This is a genomic window from Leptospira gomenensis, from assembly GCF_004770155.1.
GTDB classification, from domain to species: domain Bacteria; phylum Spirochaetota; class Leptospiria; order Leptospirales; family Leptospiraceae; genus Leptospira; species Leptospira gomenensis.
This window is the reverse complement of the sequence record NZ_RQFA01000008.1, coordinates 28,043-48,160: the sequence shown is the minus strand read 5'-3', so window position 1 is coordinate 48,160 and position 20,118 is coordinate 28,043. Positions and strand designations below refer to the sequence as shown.

17 protein-coding genes are annotated in these 20,118 nt (G+C 45.9%); 5 read left to right on the top strand and 12 right to left on the bottom strand.

Annotated elements, in window-relative coordinates; genetic code table 11:
* Nucleotides 1-115: 115 nt before the first annotated feature.
* On the top strand, nt 116-1,858 hold the full coding sequence (ptsP, locus tag EHQ17_RS00910) for a phosphoenolpyruvate--protein phosphotransferase (RefSeq protein ID WP_135592753.1): 1,743 nt from the start codon (nt 116-118) through the stop codon (nt 1,856-1,858).
* Here ptsP and EHQ17_RS00905 read toward each other — a convergent pair.
* From EHQ17_RS00905 to EHQ17_RS00895, 3 genes are all read right to left on the bottom strand, one after another.
* Complete coding sequence (locus EHQ17_RS00905) at nt 1,855-2,547, bottom strand: LIC11631 family protein (protein ID WP_135592751.1); 693 nt, start codon at nt 2,545-2,547, stop codon at nt 1,855-1,857. The genes ptsP and EHQ17_RS00905 overlap by 4 nt on opposite strands.
* Before the next feature lie 163 nt (nt 2,548-2,710).
* Nucleotides 2,711-4,756: an AMP-dependent synthetase/ligase gene (locus tag EHQ17_RS00900; protein WP_135592749.1), complete on the bottom strand. Its 2,046-nt coding sequence runs from the start codon at nt 4,754-4,756 to the stop codon at nt 2,711-2,713.
* A gap of 165 nt (nt 4,757-4,921) precedes the next feature.
* On the bottom strand, nt 4,922-5,419 hold the full coding sequence (locus EHQ17_RS00895; protein ID WP_135592747.1) for a TlpA disulfide reductase family protein: 498 nt from the start codon (nt 5,417-5,419) through the stop codon (nt 4,922-4,924).
* Between the two features lie 86 nt (nt 5,420-5,505).
* Here EHQ17_RS00895 and EHQ17_RS00890 point away from each other — a divergent pair, with 86 nt between their 5' ends.
* A complete protein-coding gene (locus tag EHQ17_RS00890; protein WP_135592883.1) occupies nt 5,506-5,952 on the top strand; it encodes a hypothetical protein in 447 nt (148 codons plus the stop codon).
* On the opposite strand, the gene EHQ17_RS00885 is transcribed toward EHQ17_RS00890, so the two are convergent.
* The 8 genes from EHQ17_RS00885 to recN all read right to left on the bottom strand — a co-directional run bounded on the left by EHQ17_RS00885 (nt 5,921) and on the right by recN (nt 16,563).
* The gene (locus EHQ17_RS00885; protein WP_135592745.1) at nt 5,921-7,120 is read right to left on the bottom strand and encodes a glycosyltransferase family 4 protein; all 1,200 of its coding nucleotides are present in this window, start codon (nt 7,118-7,120) and stop codon (nt 5,921-5,923) included. The genes EHQ17_RS00890 and EHQ17_RS00885 overlap by 32 nt on opposite strands.
* Before the next feature lie 44 nt (nt 7,121-7,164).
* On the bottom strand, nt 7,165-8,010 hold the full coding sequence (locus EHQ17_RS00880) for a 3'(2'),5'-bisphosphate nucleotidase CysQ (protein ID WP_135592731.1): 846 nt from the start codon (nt 8,008-8,010) through the stop codon (nt 7,165-7,167).
* Nucleotides 8,011-8,037: 27 nt separating this feature from the next.
* Nucleotides 8,038-8,481, bottom strand: a complete 444-nt coding sequence (locus EHQ17_RS00875; protein ID WP_135592729.1) for an LIC11625 family surface-exposed protein — start codon at nt 8,479-8,481, stop codon at nt 8,038-8,040.
* A 59-nt stretch (nt 8,482-8,540) separates the two neighbouring features.
* Nucleotides 8,541-10,733, bottom strand: a complete 2,193-nt coding sequence (locus tag EHQ17_RS00870; RefSeq protein WP_135592727.1) for an ATP-dependent helicase — start codon at nt 10,731-10,733, stop codon at nt 8,541-8,543.
* A gap of 2 nt (nt 10,734-10,735) precedes the next feature.
* Nucleotides 10,736-13,624 (bottom strand): BamA/OMP85 family outer membrane protein, encoded by a 2,889-nt coding sequence (locus EHQ17_RS00865; protein WP_167881112.1) that lies wholly within the window; start codon nt 13,622-13,624, stop codon nt 10,736-10,738.
* A gap of 59 nt (nt 13,625-13,683) precedes the next feature.
* Nucleotides 13,684-14,133, bottom strand: a complete 450-nt coding sequence (locus EHQ17_RS00860) for an ExbD/TolR family protein (protein ID WP_135592723.1) — start codon at nt 14,131-14,133, stop codon at nt 13,684-13,686.
* 2 nt (nt 14,134-14,135) lie between these two features.
* On the bottom strand, nt 14,136-14,741 hold the full coding sequence (locus EHQ17_RS00855; RefSeq protein ID WP_135592721.1) for a MotA/TolQ/ExbB proton channel family protein: 606 nt from the start codon (nt 14,739-14,741) through the stop codon (nt 14,136-14,138).
* A 115-nt stretch (nt 14,742-14,856) separates the two neighbouring features.
* The gene (recN, locus tag EHQ17_RS00850; protein WP_135592719.1) at nt 14,857-16,563 is read right to left on the bottom strand and encodes a DNA repair protein RecN; all 1,707 of its coding nucleotides are present in this window, start codon (nt 16,561-16,563) and stop codon (nt 14,857-14,859) included.
* Between the two features lie 619 nt (nt 16,564-17,182).
* On the opposite strand from recN, the gene EHQ17_RS00845 reads away from it, so the two are divergent.
* The 3 genes from EHQ17_RS00845 (at nt 17,183) to EHQ17_RS00835 (ending at nt 19,116) form a co-directional block, all read left to right on the top strand.
* Nucleotides 17,183-17,887, top strand: coding sequence for a histidine kinase (locus EHQ17_RS00845; RefSeq protein WP_135592717.1), 705 nt, complete (start codon nt 17,183-17,185; stop codon nt 17,885-17,887).
* Nucleotides 17,877-18,647 carry an SDR family oxidoreductase gene (locus EHQ17_RS00840; RefSeq protein ID WP_135592715.1) on the top strand — a complete coding sequence of 257 codons (771 nt, stop codon included), beginning with the start codon at nt 17,877-17,879 and terminating at the stop codon, nt 18,645-18,647. Before EHQ17_RS00845 ends, EHQ17_RS00840 begins: the two co-directional genes overlap by 11 nt.
* Before the next feature lie 169 nt (nt 18,648-18,816).
* Nucleotides 18,817-19,116 (top strand): ArsR/SmtB family transcription factor, encoded by a 300-nt coding sequence (locus EHQ17_RS00835; RefSeq protein ID WP_135592713.1) that lies wholly within the window; start codon nt 18,817-18,819, stop codon nt 19,114-19,116.
* 19 nt (nt 19,117-19,135) lie between these two features.
* On the opposite strand, the gene rfaD is transcribed toward EHQ17_RS00835, so the two are convergent.
* Nucleotides 19,136-20,107, bottom strand: a complete 972-nt coding sequence (gene rfaD / locus EHQ17_RS00830) for an ADP-glyceromanno-heptose 6-epimerase (protein ID WP_135592711.1) — start codon at nt 20,105-20,107, stop codon at nt 19,136-19,138.
* Nucleotides 20,108-20,118: the final 11 nt, after the last annotated feature.

Below are 20,118 nucleotides of genomic sequence, written 5' to 3'. Positions count from 1 at the left end.
CCTCACCAAGGTCAAAAACTCGACTTTCCGGTAAACCGGATCTTTCAGAAAAGAATTGTCAGATTCTTCTTTTGAGGAAATCTGTAGTCGAGTTTCTTTGGAAACAAACTCTCTAATGATCCCTTCCAAACGTACAGTTTTTCCCGGTATCACCGCTTTTCCGGGAAAACTATACGGTAAGGTTTTAAAAACCGGAAAAAAAAGAAATACGATCCTAACCGGAACCTATGTCCATGAATCCGAAAAAGAAGCGGAGTTGGAGAAATTCCAAAAAGCGCTCGAAGAAAGCCTCGAAAGCCTTCGAATCCTCATCACTTCCGTAGAGGCCTCGGGTTCGGACCACAAGGAAGTTCAGGAAATATTGGAAACGCAGGCGATGATCTGCTCCGATCCTTCCTTAGCCGCTTCCGTCCAAAGGAGAATCCGCGATTCCGGTGAAAACGCGATCCTCGCCGTCCAAAACGTCACGCACGAAATTTCGGAAAAATTCAAGGCGATGGAAAGCGAGTTTTTTCGGGAACGAGTGGACCATTTCCAAGACGTCTCCAATCGTTTGGTCGAATTCATCGCGGGGAAAAAGGAGGAAGATTCGGTTCTTTCCGGGTTGAAGGAGGATCTGATCCTGGTCGCGCGGGAACTCACACCTTCCCAGATGATTCTTATGGACAAAACCAGAATCCGAGGAATCGCCACCGATTTAGGTGGAAAAACCGGACATATGGCGATCCTTGCCAGAAACTACGGAATTCCTACAATCGTAGGTCTGAAGGATTTTTCCACACACGTTCGAGACAACGAATTCATCCTTTTGGACGCGGAAACCGGAAACGCGGTACGATTCCCTACCTTGGAAGAAGTAAAATACTACGGTTTTTCCTCTTCGTACCCCGTGGAAGAAAGCGGCAGTAAAAAAGCGAGGGCGATCAGCAAAGACGGAATCCGAGTCAAAATCAAATGCAACCTGGAATCGGAATTGGACTGCGAACAAGCGCTTCGATACGGGGCGGAAGGGGTCGGACTTTTCCGAAGCGAATCTCTCTTTCTCAAATACCAGGATCGTAACGTTTCCGGAGAAGAACAATTCCGGGCTTACAAAGCGATCGCGGAAGGAATGGAAGACAAACCCGTCGTGATTCGAACCTTCGATATCGGAGCCGATAAATTTTCCACCGGAGAACCGGAGGAAAATCCTTTTTTGGGAAACCGGGGAATCCGTTATTGCCTTTCCAATCCGGAATGGTTCTCGGAACAACTAACGGCGATTTTACGAGCGTCCGCGTACGGAAACGTCAATATCCTACTTCCCATGATCACCGGTCCGGCGGAAATCGTAAAAACGCGGGAACTTCTGGAAGAATGTAAACGAAAACTGAATATTCAAAAAGAAAAATATAATAAAAAGATAAAGGTGGGTGTGATGATCGAAACGCCCGCCGCCGTCTCGGCTTTGGACCTAATCGCGAGGGAAGCCGATTTTTTTTCGGTGGGAACAAACGACCTGCTTCAATATGTGATGGCGGTGGACCGAAACAACATTCACGTTTCCTCCCTTTACAATCCCTATCATATATCATTCCTTAGAACCCTGATCCGTATCGTGGAAATTTCGAGGGACTACGACAAACCCCTGAGCATCTGCGGAGAATTGGCGTCGGATACGAACTTTACGATCTTTCTCATCGGAATCGGAATCCGCGAGTTGTCGGTTTCGATTCCCTTTTTAAATCCGATCCGAAAGATCATACGATCCATTTCGTTACACCAAGCGGGAACCTTGGTAAAAAAAATCATCGAACTTTCCGAAGAGGAAAACTACGAGAATATCGAATCCTTTTTATTCAGCAAACACCTGAGTTAGGTTGGTTCAAAGTCTTTTTCCAGAATCAAAAAGACGAACGGATCCCAGATCGTTTCCTTTTCCTGAAAAAAAACGGGACCGATCAGATCGGGATCCTTTTTGAGACAAAGATAAGAATGTTTTTCCGTACGAAGATAAAACTTACCGGAAACCCCGGAAAGACTCCGGATCAGCTCCTTCAAAAGTGAAGGTGTATGTTTTTCGTTTTCGGGAAGGGCCACACCGGCGATCAATAGATTTTTTTTATCCCAAATTCCTTCGATCGTAACCGAGGGAGGATTCCATTCCTCGAAAAGTTCGCGTTCATAGGATGCCAACACCGATTCTAACAACGGGTGAATTCCGGAATCGACACGGAGCGGAAATTCCGATCCCAAAACTCTCGGAATAAATCCTTCGATCTTCAACCGATCCAAACGTTCCCAATTTCCGACCTTGGAAAGACCTTTGACGAAACCGGGAGTAAATCCGCCGGCCACGATCGGTTCCGGGGAGGTTTTGTAGGCGAGAATGGAACGCATCGACAAAAACCCGAGATTGAACGGGGAAAATTCCGCAACTTTCGAAAAATTCCAAACCTCGTTTTCTCGCAGAGGAGAAAGATATAAGTTGTCCAACGCATACAAATCGCCGTGACCGGAAGGTTCAAAAAGGGAGGATTTCCGGATTTTTTTCTGCGTGCCTGCCATATAGGGATTGTATCGGTACGATCCCGAATTCCCCGCAGAAATAAAAAAGCCGACGAAAACGCCGGCTTTTAGCAGATACGCTTTCGAAGAAGGAAACTCGTTTTGGTTCGAACCGATGTCTTAGTCCGATCCGAATCCGCATCCTTTCTTCGAATTCGTTTTTTTAGTCTTGGTTCGTAGAATAGATCTTTTTGATACGATCCGCGTATTTTTCCGTGATCACGTGACGTTTCATCTTCATCATATTGTTCAATTCGTCGCCGACCTCGAACGGTTTTGCGATGAGAAAAAACGGAGTCACCTGCTCGAAGGATTTAAACCCGTTTTTGGTGTTGTTCAACGCCTTGATTTCTTTTCTGTAAAGATCATAGACTTTCGGATTTTCGATCAACTTTTCGTTGTTCGGTTCGTTGATTCCGTTTTCTTTCGCCCATTCCTGGAGTTTTTCGAAGTCGGGAACCACGATCGCACCTAAATTCTTCTGATCCTGACCGATGACCATACACTGGCTGATATACGAGGATTCCTGGAGTTTGTTCTCGATCGGAACCGGCTCCACGTTTTCTCCGCCTAACAGGACCACTGTGTCTTTCGCACGTCCCGTGAGAGTCAAAGTCTTCTTGAAGTTGATCATCCCCATATCGCCGGTGTTCATCCAACCGTCGGAAATCGCCTTGGAAGTGGCTTCTTCGTTTTTGAAATAACCCTTCATCACTTGCGGCCCTTTGATAAAGACGACCCCTTTTAATCCGAGCTTGCCTTGTGTGATATTTCCGTTTTCGTCGATTTCGGTCAATACCGCGTTGCTGTCGTTGCGGATCTGTAGTCTCGTTTTCGGAGCGACCACACCCACGGATCCGATGATCAGTTTTTCGAACGTTCTTACGGAGATCACGGGAGAGGTTTCCGTCATACCGTATCCTTCCAAAACGTTGATGCCGATATTGTTGAAGAATTCGTCCACGTGTCTCGGAAGCGCGCCCCCGCCGGAAATGGAAGCTCTGAGCTGTCCTCCCGTTGCCGAGCGGATCTTCGATAATACGATTCGATCCAAGGTGAAGCTATTAAACAACACCGCAAGACCGGCTACCGTATAAAGCGGAGAGGTCAGGAAGTAAAGATTCGTCCCGGCAAAGTAGGAACCCAAAGCGCCTGCGAGAATCGTAAGCGTAAACGGTCCCGTGAGAAGAAGTTGGAGAAACATGAAAATCCCGTAAAAAAGGGATCCGATCGGATTTCTTCCGGTATAATCCACCTCTATCCCTTTCAGAAAACGAACCGCTTGGTTCTTTTTGTTCGAGAAAAAATACGCGAGTTTGAACAAACCTCTGCGGAAAGCGGGGGTTTGCGCCGGATCGTTGATCCTCGTATAAATTCCGTTGTATATGTTTTCCCAAAGTCTCGGTGCGGAACCCATAAACGTAGGTTTTACCGTTGCTAGATCCTGACGAAGATCGCGGACATTCGTATAATACGTGGAGGCTCCGATTCCGATACAAACGTATTCGACTACTCTTTCGAACACGTGCCAAATCGGAAGAATGGAAAGAAGACGTGCGTCCGATTTGATATTGAGCATCGGACTTACGTGGTTCACCTGATGCATCATGTTGGAATGTTTCAACATAACCCCTTTGGGAAGTCCCGTGGTTCCGGACGTATAAATCAGGGTGAACAAATCTTCCGGATCGATGGCCGCGATGCGTTCCTCCGCCTTTCTGGAACCTCCGCTCCTAAGTTTTTTTCCCTTTTCGATCAGGTCGTTCAGTTTCAAAACTCCGGGAGCGTTGCTCGCAGGATCAAGAAGAATGATCGTCTTGACGTTATTCAACTGGGACTTGTTCCGATTGAACTTCTCCAGCATCTTGTCGTTTTCGATAAAAACGACTTCCACTTCGGAGTGATTGAGGATATATACGATTTCGGAATCCGTGATATCGGTACCACGGGGCACATCGGCGGCTCCGGCGAGAATGACGCCGTAATCCGCGATCATCCATTCGATACGGTTATCCGCAAGAAGTCCCACTCTTTGACGCTGTTGAACGCCCAATTCGATCAGCGCTTCGGCGAGATTGACGCCTTGCTCATACAATTGAGCGTATGTAGTCGGTTGATAATTTTTGTTGGAATCCTTCGAGAAAAACGCCGGAAAGTCCCGGAATTTTTCAGCAGATTCACGAAATAACTGGGCTAAGTTCTCCGCCATGAAATTCATTTACTCCTGATATCTTTTGTTCTGTTACACAACTTAGGAATTCCGACAAGACGTTGTCGGCAAGTAATCAAAATTAAATACGGAAGCTCAGAAAGAAACCCTTTTTTTCTGAGCTCTTCCCTTCTTCGATTTATTTATTCTATTCGTTATACAATACTATGGTGCAGCGAACCAATTCTCGAAGGAAGCGCGGAGTTTGGGGTAATCTCTGGTCTGAATTCCGTATTGTGTCTTCAAAAGAGTTCCGGATTTACTGAATACAAGCAAGGCCGGTTGTCCTTCCACGTGAAATAAATTGACCAAAGCGAAATCCTGATCCACCAAACTCGGATAAGTCATCCCGAAGTCTCGCGCGGCTTTGTTGCGTTCTTCTCGCGTAGATTCCGGCTCCGTGTTGATCCCGAGCAGAACCGCATTCTTACCTTCCAAGTCCTTGGAAAGTTTTTCCAAAACGGGAACCGCTTCCTTACAAGGTTCACACCACGAAGCCCAAACGTCCAAAAGCAAAACCTTACCTTTATAATTTCGCATCGAAACCGGACGCCCTTCGAAATCGTGTAAGGCGAGTTTATAAAGTTCGGATTCTTCGGAGGAAGGATTGCAGGAAAACAAAACCGCAAGACAAAGCAGGAAAATTTTTTTACGGAACGACATCGAACATCATGCTAAAAGAATCCTCGGGAATCGAAAAGGAAAAAATCTTTCCCGCAAACCGATCCTTCCGAGAATGGAATCCACTCGTGAATTCCCCCATTTACAACTACTTCGCAGGTCCGGAAGAATTTTTATCGTATTGGAAAAAGGACGTGTTCTCCGGTTCGGGAATGTTTTCGACCCCTTCCCAGACGGAACCGTATTTTACCGAAACCGACCGCGACGCAAAATTAGAACCACGGGAAGAAACCATCCTCGTAACGTTACGCGGTAAAGACGAAGGAAAGAAATTTCTCGTTCGGTTTCGACCGAATTTCGAACCGGAGAAGTCCTCTAAGACTAAGAATCCCCCGTTTGAATTCGAGTTTTTACCGGATTATTTTTATTATCGCAGTTTTGCGGAAGGATTTTCCCTTCGACTACAACCCCTAGATCGAACGCGTATTCATTTACAGATCGATTCGAAAATCGGCGTGGAATTTTCCGGCGCCTTACACAGGATCAAAGGCTGGCGGAAATTTTTTTCTCAGTAAACACTCTTCTGATTTCTTCCGCTATGATTTTGGCCGCCGCCGATCGGTAGAATTTCCTGATATCGACTTTTTTTCCGGGATACGGTTTATGAGAAAAACGTAATAAATCCTCCACCCAGAGTTTCCGCTCGAGCGGAAGATACCGGATCTTATCTCCTCCGATTTCGCGGAATACGGAAAGGTCGGTAACGATCGCCGGCTTTCGAAGACTAAGCGCCTCTAAAAGGGGAATTCCGAAACCTTCGTATAGGGAGGCAAACAAGAAAAGGGAGCAATTCTTATACATATGGGCCAATTCCACTTCCGAAGGGCTTTCGATCCAGATGATCCCGAGATCCCGACTTTCCTTACTTCTCAGCGTTTCGATGAATTCGGGATCTTCCCAACCGGCCTTTCCCCCGATCACCCACGAATACCTTTCATTTGACTTTACGGTTTTGGAATATTCCAAAAATACGTGATACAAAAAGCGATAGTTCTTCCTAGGTTCCACCGTGGAAACGGAAAGAAAATATTTTTTCGGCAGGGTTTTCACCCGATCCCCCGGTTTTTTTTTCAACAAATCCCCGAATTCGGAAAGTTCTATTCCGGGATAAACGACGGTCATCTTCTCCTTGGGGATATGAAAAAAATCGGCCACCTCGTTTTTTGTGGATTCGGAAATGGGAAGCAGGCGGTCCGCGCGGAGAATGGAACGTGAAAGATAGAATTTCTGCTGCAGCCTCGCCAAGGTACGCATCGTATCCGGGAAACGATACGCGACCAAATCGTTGTAGGTGAGCAACGTAGCCGTGTTCTTCGACAAAAACGGAGGAACTACCTGTTGTGTTCCCCAAAAAATATCCGGAGATAGTTTACGAAGTTGTAACGGAAGAGCAAGGGCGAAATACAATCCTCCCTTTTTCGAAAGAATACCTTCCCCCTTGATAAATCGGATTCCGGGAAGCGAAAGCAGATCGGAATAGCTGGGATGCAGATCCCTGTGCGAAAAGAGATAAAATTCGAAACTCGGATCCTTACCCAAATCCAAAAGTGCGCTGTGGATCATTTTTCCGACGCCCGAAACCGGAGTGGAAAATGGTCTTGCGTCCATTCCGATCCGGATTTTACGGACCCGCTTCGAAGGGTCCGATTTGGGCTGATTCTTCAATGTTATCGTCTTTTTCATAATATTCTAATTTTATGATTTTATGTTTTAGAGCTAATCTCGGTTCAACTCCAATCCTTAAGTCCCGATCGAAAGTAAGTGCCCGAGGATTTCCAGACGGATTCCAAGGAGGGAGAATGTCCCGCAATCAAACCCTTTCCTAGTCCGGAGCCCGTTTGGAACAGATACGGCTTACCGCTTCGAATTTCCAAATCGGATCCCCCGGAAGCGCGGATGAGTGCGATCCCGGCGCATATATCCCATTCGTTTTTTGGTTTGAGGGAAACCGAAAGCGCCGATTTTCCTGCGGCGACAAGTCCCAACTTGTATGCGATCGAACCGAGGGAAACGAGGTTCCAATCCGCGGGTAGAGGAGCTTTTTCAAACAGTCCTTCCCGCTCTTCCGTTCTCGAAATCAGAATCTCGTTTCGTTTCGGATTTCGTTTTAGAAATTTGGAAAACGAAACCCCTTGAATCGAGTATGATTCGGGCGCGTCCTCGAATACTTCGTAAACGATTCCGGAACCGATTTCTCCGTAGACGAGCTCCCGGGTGACCGGATTATAAACGACCCCTAAACGGGCTTCTCCTCGAATCGATAGACCGAGGCTGATCGCAAACTCAGGATTTTTATGTACGAATTCCCTCGTTCCGTCGATGGGATCCAAAATCCAGGCCGCTTCGTTTTGAGTGATGTCTTTTTTTTCCGAATCTTCCTCGGACAAGACGGGAATTCCAGTGGCCGACAAACGTTCCGCGATCCATTTACCGGCGCGTATATCCGCCTCGGTTACGGGATCGTTTCCGCCTTTGTCGTAGACTTGAAATTCGGAATTATAAATTTCTAATACGATTTTGCCCGCTTCCAAAACGGATTCTACGGCGGGCTTTAAATACGAAAGCGGATTCAAAAAAGGAAACGATCCGTGCGGGGAAAATCACTTTCCGGGCGGTTTGTTTTCCGGAACGGCGGTGGTTTCCTTGTGAGGATCGTCCAAGTTTTCCGGACGAATGTAAAATACCTCGTTTTCCGGACTTTGCAGATAAATTTCGGGATCCATCTTAAAACTATAAAAGAAAAGATATTTCTTGAACTTCACATAAACCGTATACGTTCCTTTTTGCGGTTCGTAGAGAAGGGTTTCCGCGTTGAGGTCCTTGGTGATTTCCTTATACTCGAGGTAACGATGGTGGAGCGTATATTTAACCGCGGAGAGAAGGTTTTTCTCCAAGGTCGCCTTCTTGCTTGCATCGGAAAGTTTTACGTTCTTATTGAACTCTTCCACCTTATTGAACTCTTCCACCACACCTTGGGATTTGCCGGCTTGAAGACCTACAAAGGCGGCGAAGATCAAAAGAAAAATCGCGAATAATTTCTTCATCTGGGTTTCCTGTTTCTGCTATTAATATCGGTTTTTATACCGGCAAACTTTCCCCTTCCTTATAATTTCTCGAGCGGGGTGTAGGCAACAAAAAAGTTCTTCTCCACGTTTCCGAAACGGATCGAAACCTTGGTGTTCTTTTCCTTACCGGAAACGGCCAGAATCGTCCCGATGCCGAATTGTTTGTGTTTTACTCGATCTCCCGGTTTGAGATACAGATTGTCCGGGGACGGGCCTTCGGAAAAACCGGTGTCGAATTCTTCCGCGGTTTCCCGTATTTTCGAAGCCAAAGGAGGACCGTTCGGCTTTCTCGCGGTTCTTTCCCTTCCCGGAGAATGATTCCCGAAACATTCCTCCGGCAACTCCGAAAGAAATCGGGAAGCGATCCGATCCTCGATCTTACCGAATTTCCGGGAGGTTCTGCAAAAACTGAGAAACAATTCCTCGCGAGCCCGAGTGAGGGCCACGTAAAAAAGACGCCGCTCCTCTTCGTCTCCGTGATGGGAATCCTCCAAACTCATGCTATGGGGGAACGTACCTTCCTCCAATCCGGAAAGAAAGACGATCTTGAACTCCAAACCTTTCGCGTTATGCACCGTCATTAGATTTACGAAGTCGGTTAGATCCTTTCCGTCCTCTTCGCTCGTAAGAAGGCTGATCTGATTTAGGTATTCCTCCAAAGAAGGAGAATCCGAATTTTTTTCGTATTCCTCGATCGAGTTGATTAACTCCTGAAGGTTTTCGAGACGCGCGACGGATTCCTCGGTCGCCTCCTCTTTAAAATGGGACATGAGGCCCGAGCGATTCAAAAGCTCGAGCGCGATCTCCGAAGGGGAACCGCCTCGTTCGTTTTTTTCGATAAGATCGGAGAATACGTTATACAACTCTTTGCCTTTGGACTTGGCCGATTTCTTGAGTGGAAGATCCTCCTTTCCCAAAGCCTCCAAAAGCGAAGTTCCCCGTTCCAAGGAGAATTCGCGCATTTTTTCGATTCCGGAATCTCCGATACCTCGAGGAGGATAGTTTACGATCCTCAAAAGGGAAACGCTGTCCATTGGATTGGCGATCACGTTCAGATACGCGATGAAATCCTTGATTTCAGCCCGGTCGAAAAACCGGAAACCGCCGAAAATTTTATACGGGATGCCCGCGTTTCGAAGCGCCTCTTCGAAATATCTGGACTGAGAATTGGTACGATAGAATATCGCGATATTCTTATATTCAATTCCCGACGAATACGCCGATCGGATCCTCGATACGATTCCGTGCGCCTCCTCGGTTTCATTCTGATACTCGTTGAGACGTACGGGAGAACCGGAGTTGTTGTTTGTGAAGATCTCCTTTTGTTTTCTCTGCGTGTTATTGGAAATAACGCGGGATGCGGCGAGGATGATGTTTGCCGAGGATCTGTAATTCTCCTCCAATTTGATCACGGTGGAGTTCGGAAAATCTTTTTCGAAGTTCAGAATGTTTCCGATATCGGCTCCTCTCCAGGAATAAATCGATTGATCGTCGTCCCCTACCACGCAGAGATTTTTGGTTTCTCCGGCGAGAAGATGAACGAGTTCGTATTGAACCTTATTCGTATCCTGATACTCGTCCACCATGACGTATTCCCAGCGGGAACGGTATTTGGAAAGCGCGTCCGGTGATTTTTGAAACAACTGAACCGTCTTCCAGATGAGATCTCCGAAATCGAAGGCTCGGTTTGTGTCCTTGCGTTTTTCGTATTCCTTGTAAATCGCGGAGACCGTTTTGGAGAAGTCGGTGCGTCCTTCCTTTTCCAGAAACGCTTCCGGACCGAGCATCTTGTCCTTCAATCCGCTTATATAATTCCCCAACATAGAAGGTTTGTAGAATTTGGAATCGAGGGAAAGATCCTTGATCACTTGTTTGAGAAGAGACTCCTGAAGTGTCGTGTCGTAAACGGTGAATCCGCTGTCGAATCCGAAAAATCCCGCTTCCCTTCTCAGGATGTACAGACAAAGGGAATGAAAGGTTTTGATCTGAAGGTGGGTCGGGATTACGGGAACGAGCTTCCGCACTCGTTCCAACATTTCTGCAGCGGCTTTGTTGGTGAAGGTCACCGCGCAGATTCGATCGATTCCGTGATTGAGTAAAAGATTGGCGATACGATGTGTGATTACCCTGGTTTTACCGGAACCCGCTCCCGCCAAAATCAACACGGGACCGTCGATCTTAAGAACGGCTTTTTTCTGTTCTTCGTTTAATCCTTCGAGAAGTGGATCCACGGTTAAAATCTAAAATCTCCGATTCCGAACACAAACTGAAATGCGTTGTCGGATTCGAATTTCGTAAAAGGATGTTCGGCCACTCCCGTATATTTCAACTTCTGCGCGAAGTAAATCCGAAGAGGAAGTACTGGAATCTGAATCCGAAGTCCCAATCCCCAAGAATACCGGAATTTATCCAAAGCGACGTTGTTTCCGGAGAGAACGAGATTTCCAGGATTGTTCAACTCTTCGAAAGTGTAATCGGCTTTGCGAAGCGCGGTTAAATTGTAATTGTTGGTGAGCGCGTAAGCGACCGGATCTTTCTGCTGGGATTCCAAAATCCTCTGGTCGTAGGTGGTAAACAGATCGCGGCGCACTCCGGTGGCTCGGTTGACTTCCTCGTAGAGGGCCCCCGCGTCGAAAAACACGACCAACCAAAGTAGAGTAGGTTCGATCGGAAAACGCAACTCCGAACCGAACATCATACGACTCGCGGCGCCGTCCCTCCATTCGGTCGGATACTTAGCGTCGTTGTAGAACCAACCTCGCAGAGATTCGTATCCGCCCAAAAACTGAAGATCTTGCAACTGGATGTAGGGATTTTGGATCGGATCCTGTTTTCCGTAATACGGAACCCTTTGGAACGTGAATAGGGAAGAACTTCTGAATTCCTGAACCACTCTCCAACGACGGAGAGCGTTGTTTCTAAAAAGACCGAAGAAACTATAATCGAACCAAGTATGGTAGTATTCCGCAAGAACCCGGAACTGATCGAAGTGGGATTGTCCGCCTAACGCCTGTCCTACGTTGTCCATCTGAAAGAGAAGATCGTATCCTTGTGTCGGATTGAAAACATTGTCCCGGATATCGTAGGCGATCCCGTTCGAAATCTGAGAACGGAATTGCCATCCCCTTCTCACCTCGGCCAAAACCTGATCGGATACCAGAGACGACGGATTCGTGGAAGCGTAGATACTCGGAGAATATCTGTGAAAGTGCGTCCAGTTGATAAAAATCCTATGTCCGATCCCGACGGTGAACCCCACCCCGTCTCTGGAATAAATCGCCTGTTCCTTGATCGATTGTTGGTTGTTGTTTTCCGTAATCGAAACCGCACCAACGTTGTAAATCCTCGAGGAATAAAACAAGGAAAGCGACAAGGACCAGGGTTTATTGTAGAGCCAGGGTTCCGTCCAAGTGATCTGGAACAAACGTCGGAAAGGACCGAACTCCAAACGGCCGGAAATTTTTTGACCGGTTCCGTTCAGGTTGTTTTCCCCGACTTCCGTAAAGATCGAGAATCCAGTGATGGTACCGTATCCTCCTCCCATCGAGACGGTTCCGGTGGGTTGTTCTAAAACCTCGATGATCAAATTCATCTTGGTTTGATCCGAACCCGGACGCATGTTGAAGTTCACTTCCTTAAAATACCCGAGGTTGAAAATCCGTTCCCTCGATCTGTTGACAAGAGTGGAATTGAACAGATCACCCGGTTTAAAAAGAAGTTCCCGTCGGATGACACGATCCTGCGTCTTTTTATTTCCTTTGATGATCACGTTTTCCACATAGGCGAGATTGTTTTCGCGAATGTTAAAATCCACGTGGACGAATTTTTTACCGTGTAACTCCGGTTTGGTGTTATAGAGTTGTCTGAGGCGTTTGACGTGGAGTTGCGAATATTCCGATTCGCAGATTTTGCGTTCGTCTTCCGTTTTACGACTATAACAATTTTCGTAATATTCCAAATTCTCGCGATCGAGGGAAATTACCTTCCTTCTCGGAATCACCTGTGCGAAAAGATAACCTCTTGAACTGTAGAGTTCGTTCATCGTTCCGCGATCCCGCATGAAACGGCTTTCGTCGAAGAGAACACCCACGTCTCCGTCGCTGTAATCCAAGGATCGTTCGAGGTCTTTCGTAAGAAACAGCGGTTTGAGTTCTTCCTTGGGAGTTTCGGGAGGATTTTTCTCCTTATTCAAAAAGAGAGGACGGCCTTCTCCGTCCAAGGTCATATCGTGATTGATGGTATATCCGTTGAAAAAATAAACCTGACCTTCGGAAATTTTGATGTTAACGATGATGACCCGACGATCTTTTTTTTCTGGATTTTCCCAGTGGATCTCCCAGTTGGTTCCTTCCCGCGCGAGTTCCGCGTCGAGATACCCTCTGCTTTTGAGATAAGCCACGATCGTATCCTTGTCTTTTTCGAAGGAGGATTCCTTAAAATTGCCTCCCTCAAAAACTCCTTCTTCCTTCATCTCCATAATGGAAAGGATTTCGGAAGTTTCTACGGACTCGTTTCCGTAGACGTTGATTTTGGAAACGGGAATTTCCTCTCCTTCGTCTATGATAAAACGAACGCGTACTAGGTTGGTTTTGGGATCCGGTTTTCCCAACTCCACCTTTACGTAGGCGAGAAAAAAACCTTCGTCCCTATATTTCTGGAGAATCAGATCGCGGGACTTGGTGATTTTTTGCGGAGTGATAACCTCGTTGTCTTTGAGAGGAAGTTTGTCGCGGAGATCCGCGGGAAACACCTCGTCTGCCCCGACGAATTCCACCTCTCGCACCCTCGGTCTTTCTTTCAAATCGATGATGACCCGAACCCCGTCCCCCAAATCCTCCGCTTGTACGTCCACGAAGTAAAAAAAGCCGGAGTTAAAAAGGGTCTTTAAGTCCTTATCCAAAAGTTTTTTGGTGAGCTGTTTTCCCGGGCGCATATCGATCATAGATTCGAGGTCGCCGTCGGGAGTGTTTTTGTTCCCTTTGAATTTGACTTCTTTGATCACCTTCCCCAAAAAATCGGTGCGTTTAGAAAGTAATTGGGTCAAATCGCCCGAATAGAACAAAAGTCCGAAAAGGATGACGAGTACGGATCCTTTTAAGATAAGGGAAAATGCGCGTTTCAATGTAAGAACTTGGCCACCAGATAAATGTTTACAAAATTCAAATCGTATAGGACCGAAATTTATTTCTCTCCGGTTCCAGTCTGCCTAACCATCGCTAAATTAAATTTACTCACACCGGCTTCGTTTACTTTATCGATCACCTTAATGACCGTCTGATAACTCGCGGTTCCGTCTCCTCGGATGATGACCCTATTTTTGCCCGGTTCCCTCTTTTCTACGGGACCTAAAAATACGTTGATCTTTTCCGTCAATTTCTCCAGAGGAACGGGATCGGTGTCCTTATCCAAAAAAATCTTTCCTTCCTTGTTCAGAGTGATGACCAATTCGTCCTTTTTCTTCTCCTGAGCCGTGGAAGAGGAACGAGGAAGTTCTATCTTCATCACCGTGGATTTTTCCAAGGTAGCATTCATCAAAAAGTAGATCACGATAAAACTGATCACGTCGATCAAAGGAGCCAATTCGATTTGACCGGATCTGCCGGAAGAGGATCGAAACTTTCGGAACTTCATGATTATTTTAAGTATTTAACGGCCTGGCCCGAAAGGTTTTCCATTTCGGCGATCGTATCTTCCTTACGTTTTTGAAAGTAATTGTAAGCTACGTATGCGGGAATCGCGATCGCAAGTCCCATGGCGGTCGTGATCAACGCTTCGCTGATCCCGACTTCGGCTCCTCTTGTGCCGGAACCTTCCTCAAAAGAACGGATGATTCCTAAAACGGTTCCCAAAACTCCGAGCAAGGGAGAAATCGTAGCGATGGTTCCTAACCCGGATAAGAAACGTTCCATCTTGAGAATCTGCGCGAACCCCGCGGATAACATTTCCTCTTCTGCAGAACCGAGGTTTTTTCGGGAAGATTCCGCTCCCGCTTGCAAAACTACGGAGGCAGGACCACTGCTCAGATTTTTGAGATAATCGATGGCCGTGTCCCAATTCTGTTGCCGGAACAATTCCTTTACCGAGCGCCAATCGTCGGGAGTGATGGGCTTCCATTTTGAGAAATAAATCATTCTTTCGATGATGATGGTGAAACCGATGATGGAAACTAAAACGATTACGATCGGAACCGATTCCGGAGGAATCGCAGAAATCAGAGAATCGGATTTGGCTAAAAACATTTGAGTAAAATTCTCCCAGAAGTAGAGTTTAAAACTCTCTTGTTACTGCCAAACAGTTTTCTAATCTGCGTGCCTCCTTTTTAGCGGGAATCCTGTTACAAAACAAGAGGTACGGTTAAACCGCCTGTTTTTTCAGCAGTTCTTTTGCGTGTTCGAGAGCGCCTTTTGAAACCCTCTGACCCGAAATCATCCGAGCAAGTTCCAGGGTTCGTTCTTCCAAACTCAAGAATTCCGCACGGGAAAAGGTCCGCCCTCCCTCCACAAACTTGCTGATTTTGAGATGATCGTTTGCCGCGGACGCGATCTGCTGTAAGTGGGTAATCAAAATCAACTGGTGACGAGCCGATAAGTTCCGTAATTTTCGGGCCACATCCATTCCGATTTCTCCTCCCAAACCGGAATCGATTTCGTCGAAAATCAAAACGCGGGCGGAGGATTGTCCTCCCAAAATCGAACGAATCGCTAACATCACCCGCGAAACCTCCCCGCCCGAAGCGATCTTGCGCAACGGTCTGGGTTTTTCTCCCGGGTTCGGACTGAAATAAAATTCCAACTGATCCAAGCCGGATTCGTTGACGATGTAACTTTTTCCGGAAGCGGAAACCTCTCCCTCCGGACTCGGCTCCCAGCGAAGTACGACTTGAACCGCGGCGCCCTGCATTCCCAGTTGTTCCAACTCGGCCTTCAACGAAGATTCGAAACGAATCAGCGATTCCCGTCTGGCTTTCGAAAGCTGAATCGACAACGAACCCAAACGGGCCGTGATTTTTTCGATCTCCGATTCCATCGCTTCCTTATTTTTGGAATTTTTTTCCATCGCCTCGAGTTCCTGTTCCGCCTTACGTTTCGAATCCAGGATTTCGGCCAAGTCCGAGCCGTATTTTTTTTTCAGTTTGGAGATGAGATCCAAACGGGATTGAACGAACTGCAATCGATCCGGAGAAAAGAAAATCTCATCCTTTTCATCCAACACGGAGGAATTGATTTCCTTTAATTGAATATAGGTTTCCTGCAACGAGTCTAAGGTTTTTCCGAAATCCGGTTGAATCGATTTGATCTTCTCCGCCGCGCTCAAAAGTCTCGGGAAAGAAGGAAGAATGGCGGATTCCGAATCCGCCAAAAACGAGGAAAGGATTTCGAAATTCTCCGCCAACTGTTCCCCGTGGGCCAAAAGACGTTCTTCCTTAAACAGACCTTCTTCCTCTCCGTCCTTCAAATCCGCGTCCTTGATTTCTCGGATTTGAAACGCAAGATACTCGATCCTCCGAGATTTCTCCTCTTCGTTCTTACGCAATTCTTCCAGACGTTTTTTCAAACTTCGATATGTGAGAAAACATTCCCGAACCTGATTGCGCAACGGGATCAAACCCGCGTGAACGTCGATGATGTCCAACTGTTCTCCCCGGTCCAAAAGAAGAATCTGATCGTTTTGATTGTGGACTTCCGCCAAAAGTTCGCCTAACCCTCGTAAGGTGGAAGAGGACGCAAGGGATTGATTGATGAGAATCCTAGATTTCCCGTCCCGCGCGCATTCCCGATGTAAGGTCAGCTCGGAGGATTCGTTCGGGAAACCTTTTTCTTTCAGCCATTCCACGGCGGAAACGTTACCGGAAACGTCGAATACTCCTTCTAGAACGTATTTCGGAGCGCCGGTTCTGATTTCCATCGGACTACTTTTACCGCCTAACAACGATGAGATCGCATCCAAAATCAGGGATTTCCCGGCCCCCGTTTCTCCCGTGATCACCGTCATTCCTTTTTGAAAATCGATACAGGCTTCCTCGATCAGGGCGAAGTCTCGTATATTCAGGGTTTTTAACATGTCGCACCTCGGATACTAAACAAATTATACCCTTCATTTAATTGCTATACAAATGATTGCAAGTCAAAAAATCATTTTTTCCGATTTTTTTTGAAATCGAATTCAAGCAAGAAGATACGCACGAAAATTATCTCAAACTTATAAATAGGGAATTGTTCGTTTTAAAAAATGACAACTTGCAACAAAGCAAAAAAAGGAAACGAATCAAAATTCGAATTTTATGATATTTCGATACTGTCGAATTCTTAACGCGTGCCCTTACATTCGGAATTCAGGAATTCGAATCGAGAAAACGAACCCCCGAAGCACCGTTTTCCGAAAAAAAGTTTAGAACACGAATACTTTGTAAAATCCAATAACCGCCGATTCCGATCCGTACGATCCAAAGAAAGGAACCAAAGAAAATCGACGAACAAAGGTTAAGCGTCCGATCGATTTTTGCTAAAACGAAATTCCGCTTTTACGAATCGCAAGCAAAAGGAATGAGTTTGGAAATTTCCTGTTTCAACCGATTTTTAGAATATAGTAATTCTGGAATTTGATTGATCGAATCCCTTTGTCATCGAGACTGACAGAGGAAATTTCGACTTCTGGGATACCAAACGGGGATTTAAGAAATATGGCAAAAAGTTTTCAAGACTTAGATCAGAAGCTGAGCGAACTCATTCAAACCCGCTCCCGGATCACGGTACAATCCTCTCGGATGAACTCCAAACTCGAGAAATACGTTCTTCGCATCATCACCGAAATCCTAACCAAAGTAGGTCAGACTCGTTATATCGAAATGCTATATACGATCACAAAGGAAATGTCCATTAACGGCGTTAAGGCGAATCAAAAGCGTGTGTTTTTCGAAGATGAAGGTCTCGACATACGCAATCCAGTCGAATACGAAAAAGGGATGACCGCGTTTAAGGCGAAATTTTCGGAAAGAATGGCGGACGAATATGGCAAACGATGTCTTGCGCGTGGAATTTCTGTAAAATTAAACATTACTTATACGATGGACGGACTCGTCGTGGAAGTAAGCAATAACACTCCCGTGATCGAAGAGGAAGAGGAAAGAATGCGCGAAAAAATGAAGAAGGCGATGGGTTATAACGATATCGCCGAATTCTACATGGACAACATGGACAACACAGAAGGCGCAGGACTCGGGATCGCACTCATTATGATTCTATTAAAAAGTGAGAATATAGATCCGCACCTATTCCGAGTTATGACCCGGGAACACGAAACGATTGCCCGTGTGGAGATCCCGTTTAACGAAAACTACGTAAGTATGAGAAGCAAGGAATTAAAGGAAAATCATCTTGGAAATTAAAGGAAAAACAGTATTAGTAACCGGTTCCGCCGGTGGACTCGGCAAGGCGATGGCGGAACATTTCGCGAAAAAAGGCGCCAAAATCGTTCTTTCGGATATTTCCGAAGAGAAACTCAAAGAAGCGGAGAAAGACATTCAAAATTTGGGGGCCGAAGTAATCGGCGTAAAGGCGGACGTATCCAAAGAAGAAGATGCAGAAAATCTGATGAAGTCCGCGGTCGCTCGTTTCGGAAGTTTGGACGTCGCGGTGCTTAACGCAGGAATCTTAAGGGACGGTTTGCTCGTCAAAACGGACAAGGAAACCGGCAAGGTTGTTTCCAAGATGTCTCTTTCCAATTGGCAATCGGTCATCGATGTAAATCTTACCGGAGTGTTTTTAACGGGAAGAGAAGCTGCGATTCAAATGATCGAAAGTAAAAGTAAGGGTGTGATCATTCCGATCGCATCGGTTGCGATGCACGGCAATCCTGGACAAACGAATTATTCGGCCGCGAAAGCCGGAGTTGCCGCAATGACGAAACTCTGGGCAAAAGAATTAAGCAGATACGGCATACGTGTGGCAGGAATAGCGCCCGGATTTATAAAAACGGAAATGGTAATGAAGGATATGAATCCGGAAGCATTAAAAAAATGGGAAGCGTTGATCCCGATTGGTAGATTAGGAGAACCTTATGAGATTGCTCTCACTGCCGAGTTCATTGCTAACAACGATTTAGTGTCCGGAGTAGTATTAGAAATATCAGGTGGAGTAAAAATTTAATCGGACATCGATTTTTTAAGAAAAGAACTTTACACTAAAATAAAATTATAATAAAATAGACCGTAATTTATCGAATTTAGTGGATTACTAAAACTGAATACACTAAAGTAGATGAGTGAGTCTAAAGAGAAAAGCATCTCCTTTTAGAAATCTAAAAAAGAGTAAAACAATGTCTAAAGAAAAATCAGTATTGAAGAAAAACCAGTTAGAATCGGCAATCCGCGGTATCAAGGGAATTGCACATCCCGACCGTTTGCAGATTCTTTTTTTCCTTTCTCAAAAGGAACACAGCGTGGGAGAACTCGTGGAACTTCTGACAATCAGTCAATCCGCCGCTTCCCAACACTTAAGCAAAATGAAAATCAACGGGATTCTTTCCAGCAGAAAGGAATCCAACCAAGTCTTCTATTACCTAAAAGACGGAAAATACAAGGATCTGATCCGTACGATCGTAAAGATTTACGGCTGATTTTCGTATTCAAAAAATGTTATGTGCCCTCTTCCTCTTCGAGGAGGGCCACATACTCTCCCACCGCTTCCTTCAATCCGGTAAATCCGCCAGAGTAGCCCGTTTTCAGAAGTTTTTGCGTATCAGCGCAGGTATAATATTGGTACTTAGCCTTGAGGTATTCGGGCATTTCCGTATATTCCACGTTTTTCGGAAGTTTTAACGTATCAAAGATGGAGCCGACGAGTTCGTTCCAAGTTTCCGCGACTCCCCTTCCCAAATTATAAATCCCTCCGTGACCGCCAAACGCCAAATAGGCGGTGATTTTGGCCGCATCCTTCGCGTATAAAAAATCGCGTTTCTGCTCTCCGTCCTTGTATTCCGGTCGATAGGATTTGAAAAGACGAATCTTTCCTTCTTGTTTGATCTGTTCGTAACCTTTTAAAACGACGCTTCTCATATCGCCTTTATGGCTTTCTCCGAAACCGAACACGTTGAAGTATTTGATACCGGTAATCCGTTCCGAAAACCCTTTTTTAAGCGCATAAAGATCGAACATATGTTTGGAATATCCGTACATATTCAAAGGTTTTAATCCTTGGATCGGAGTTTTATCGTCGTATCCGAAGGCTCCGTCTCCGTAGGTAGCCGCCGAGGAAGCGTAGACGAATCTTATTCCGTTTTTGAGCGATTCTTCCGCTAAAAGTTTCGTATACTCGTAGTTATTCGAAATCAGATACGAGGCGTCCGTTTCCGTGGTGGAGGAACACGCGCCGAGGTGAAACAGTATATCATAATTCTTTAACAGAGAAGAACGTAAGGCAAGATCGAGAAAACGTTCCTTCTCCATATAATCCGCGTATTTGAGGCGAATCAGGTTTTTCCATTTGGAAGAGGAGCCCAGATGATCCACGACGAGAATTTCATCGATTCCCTGTCGATTGAGTTCCTCCACGAGATTGGATCCGATCAATCCGGCTCCACCGGTTACGATACATTTTTTTTTCGTCATACGGTTCAATT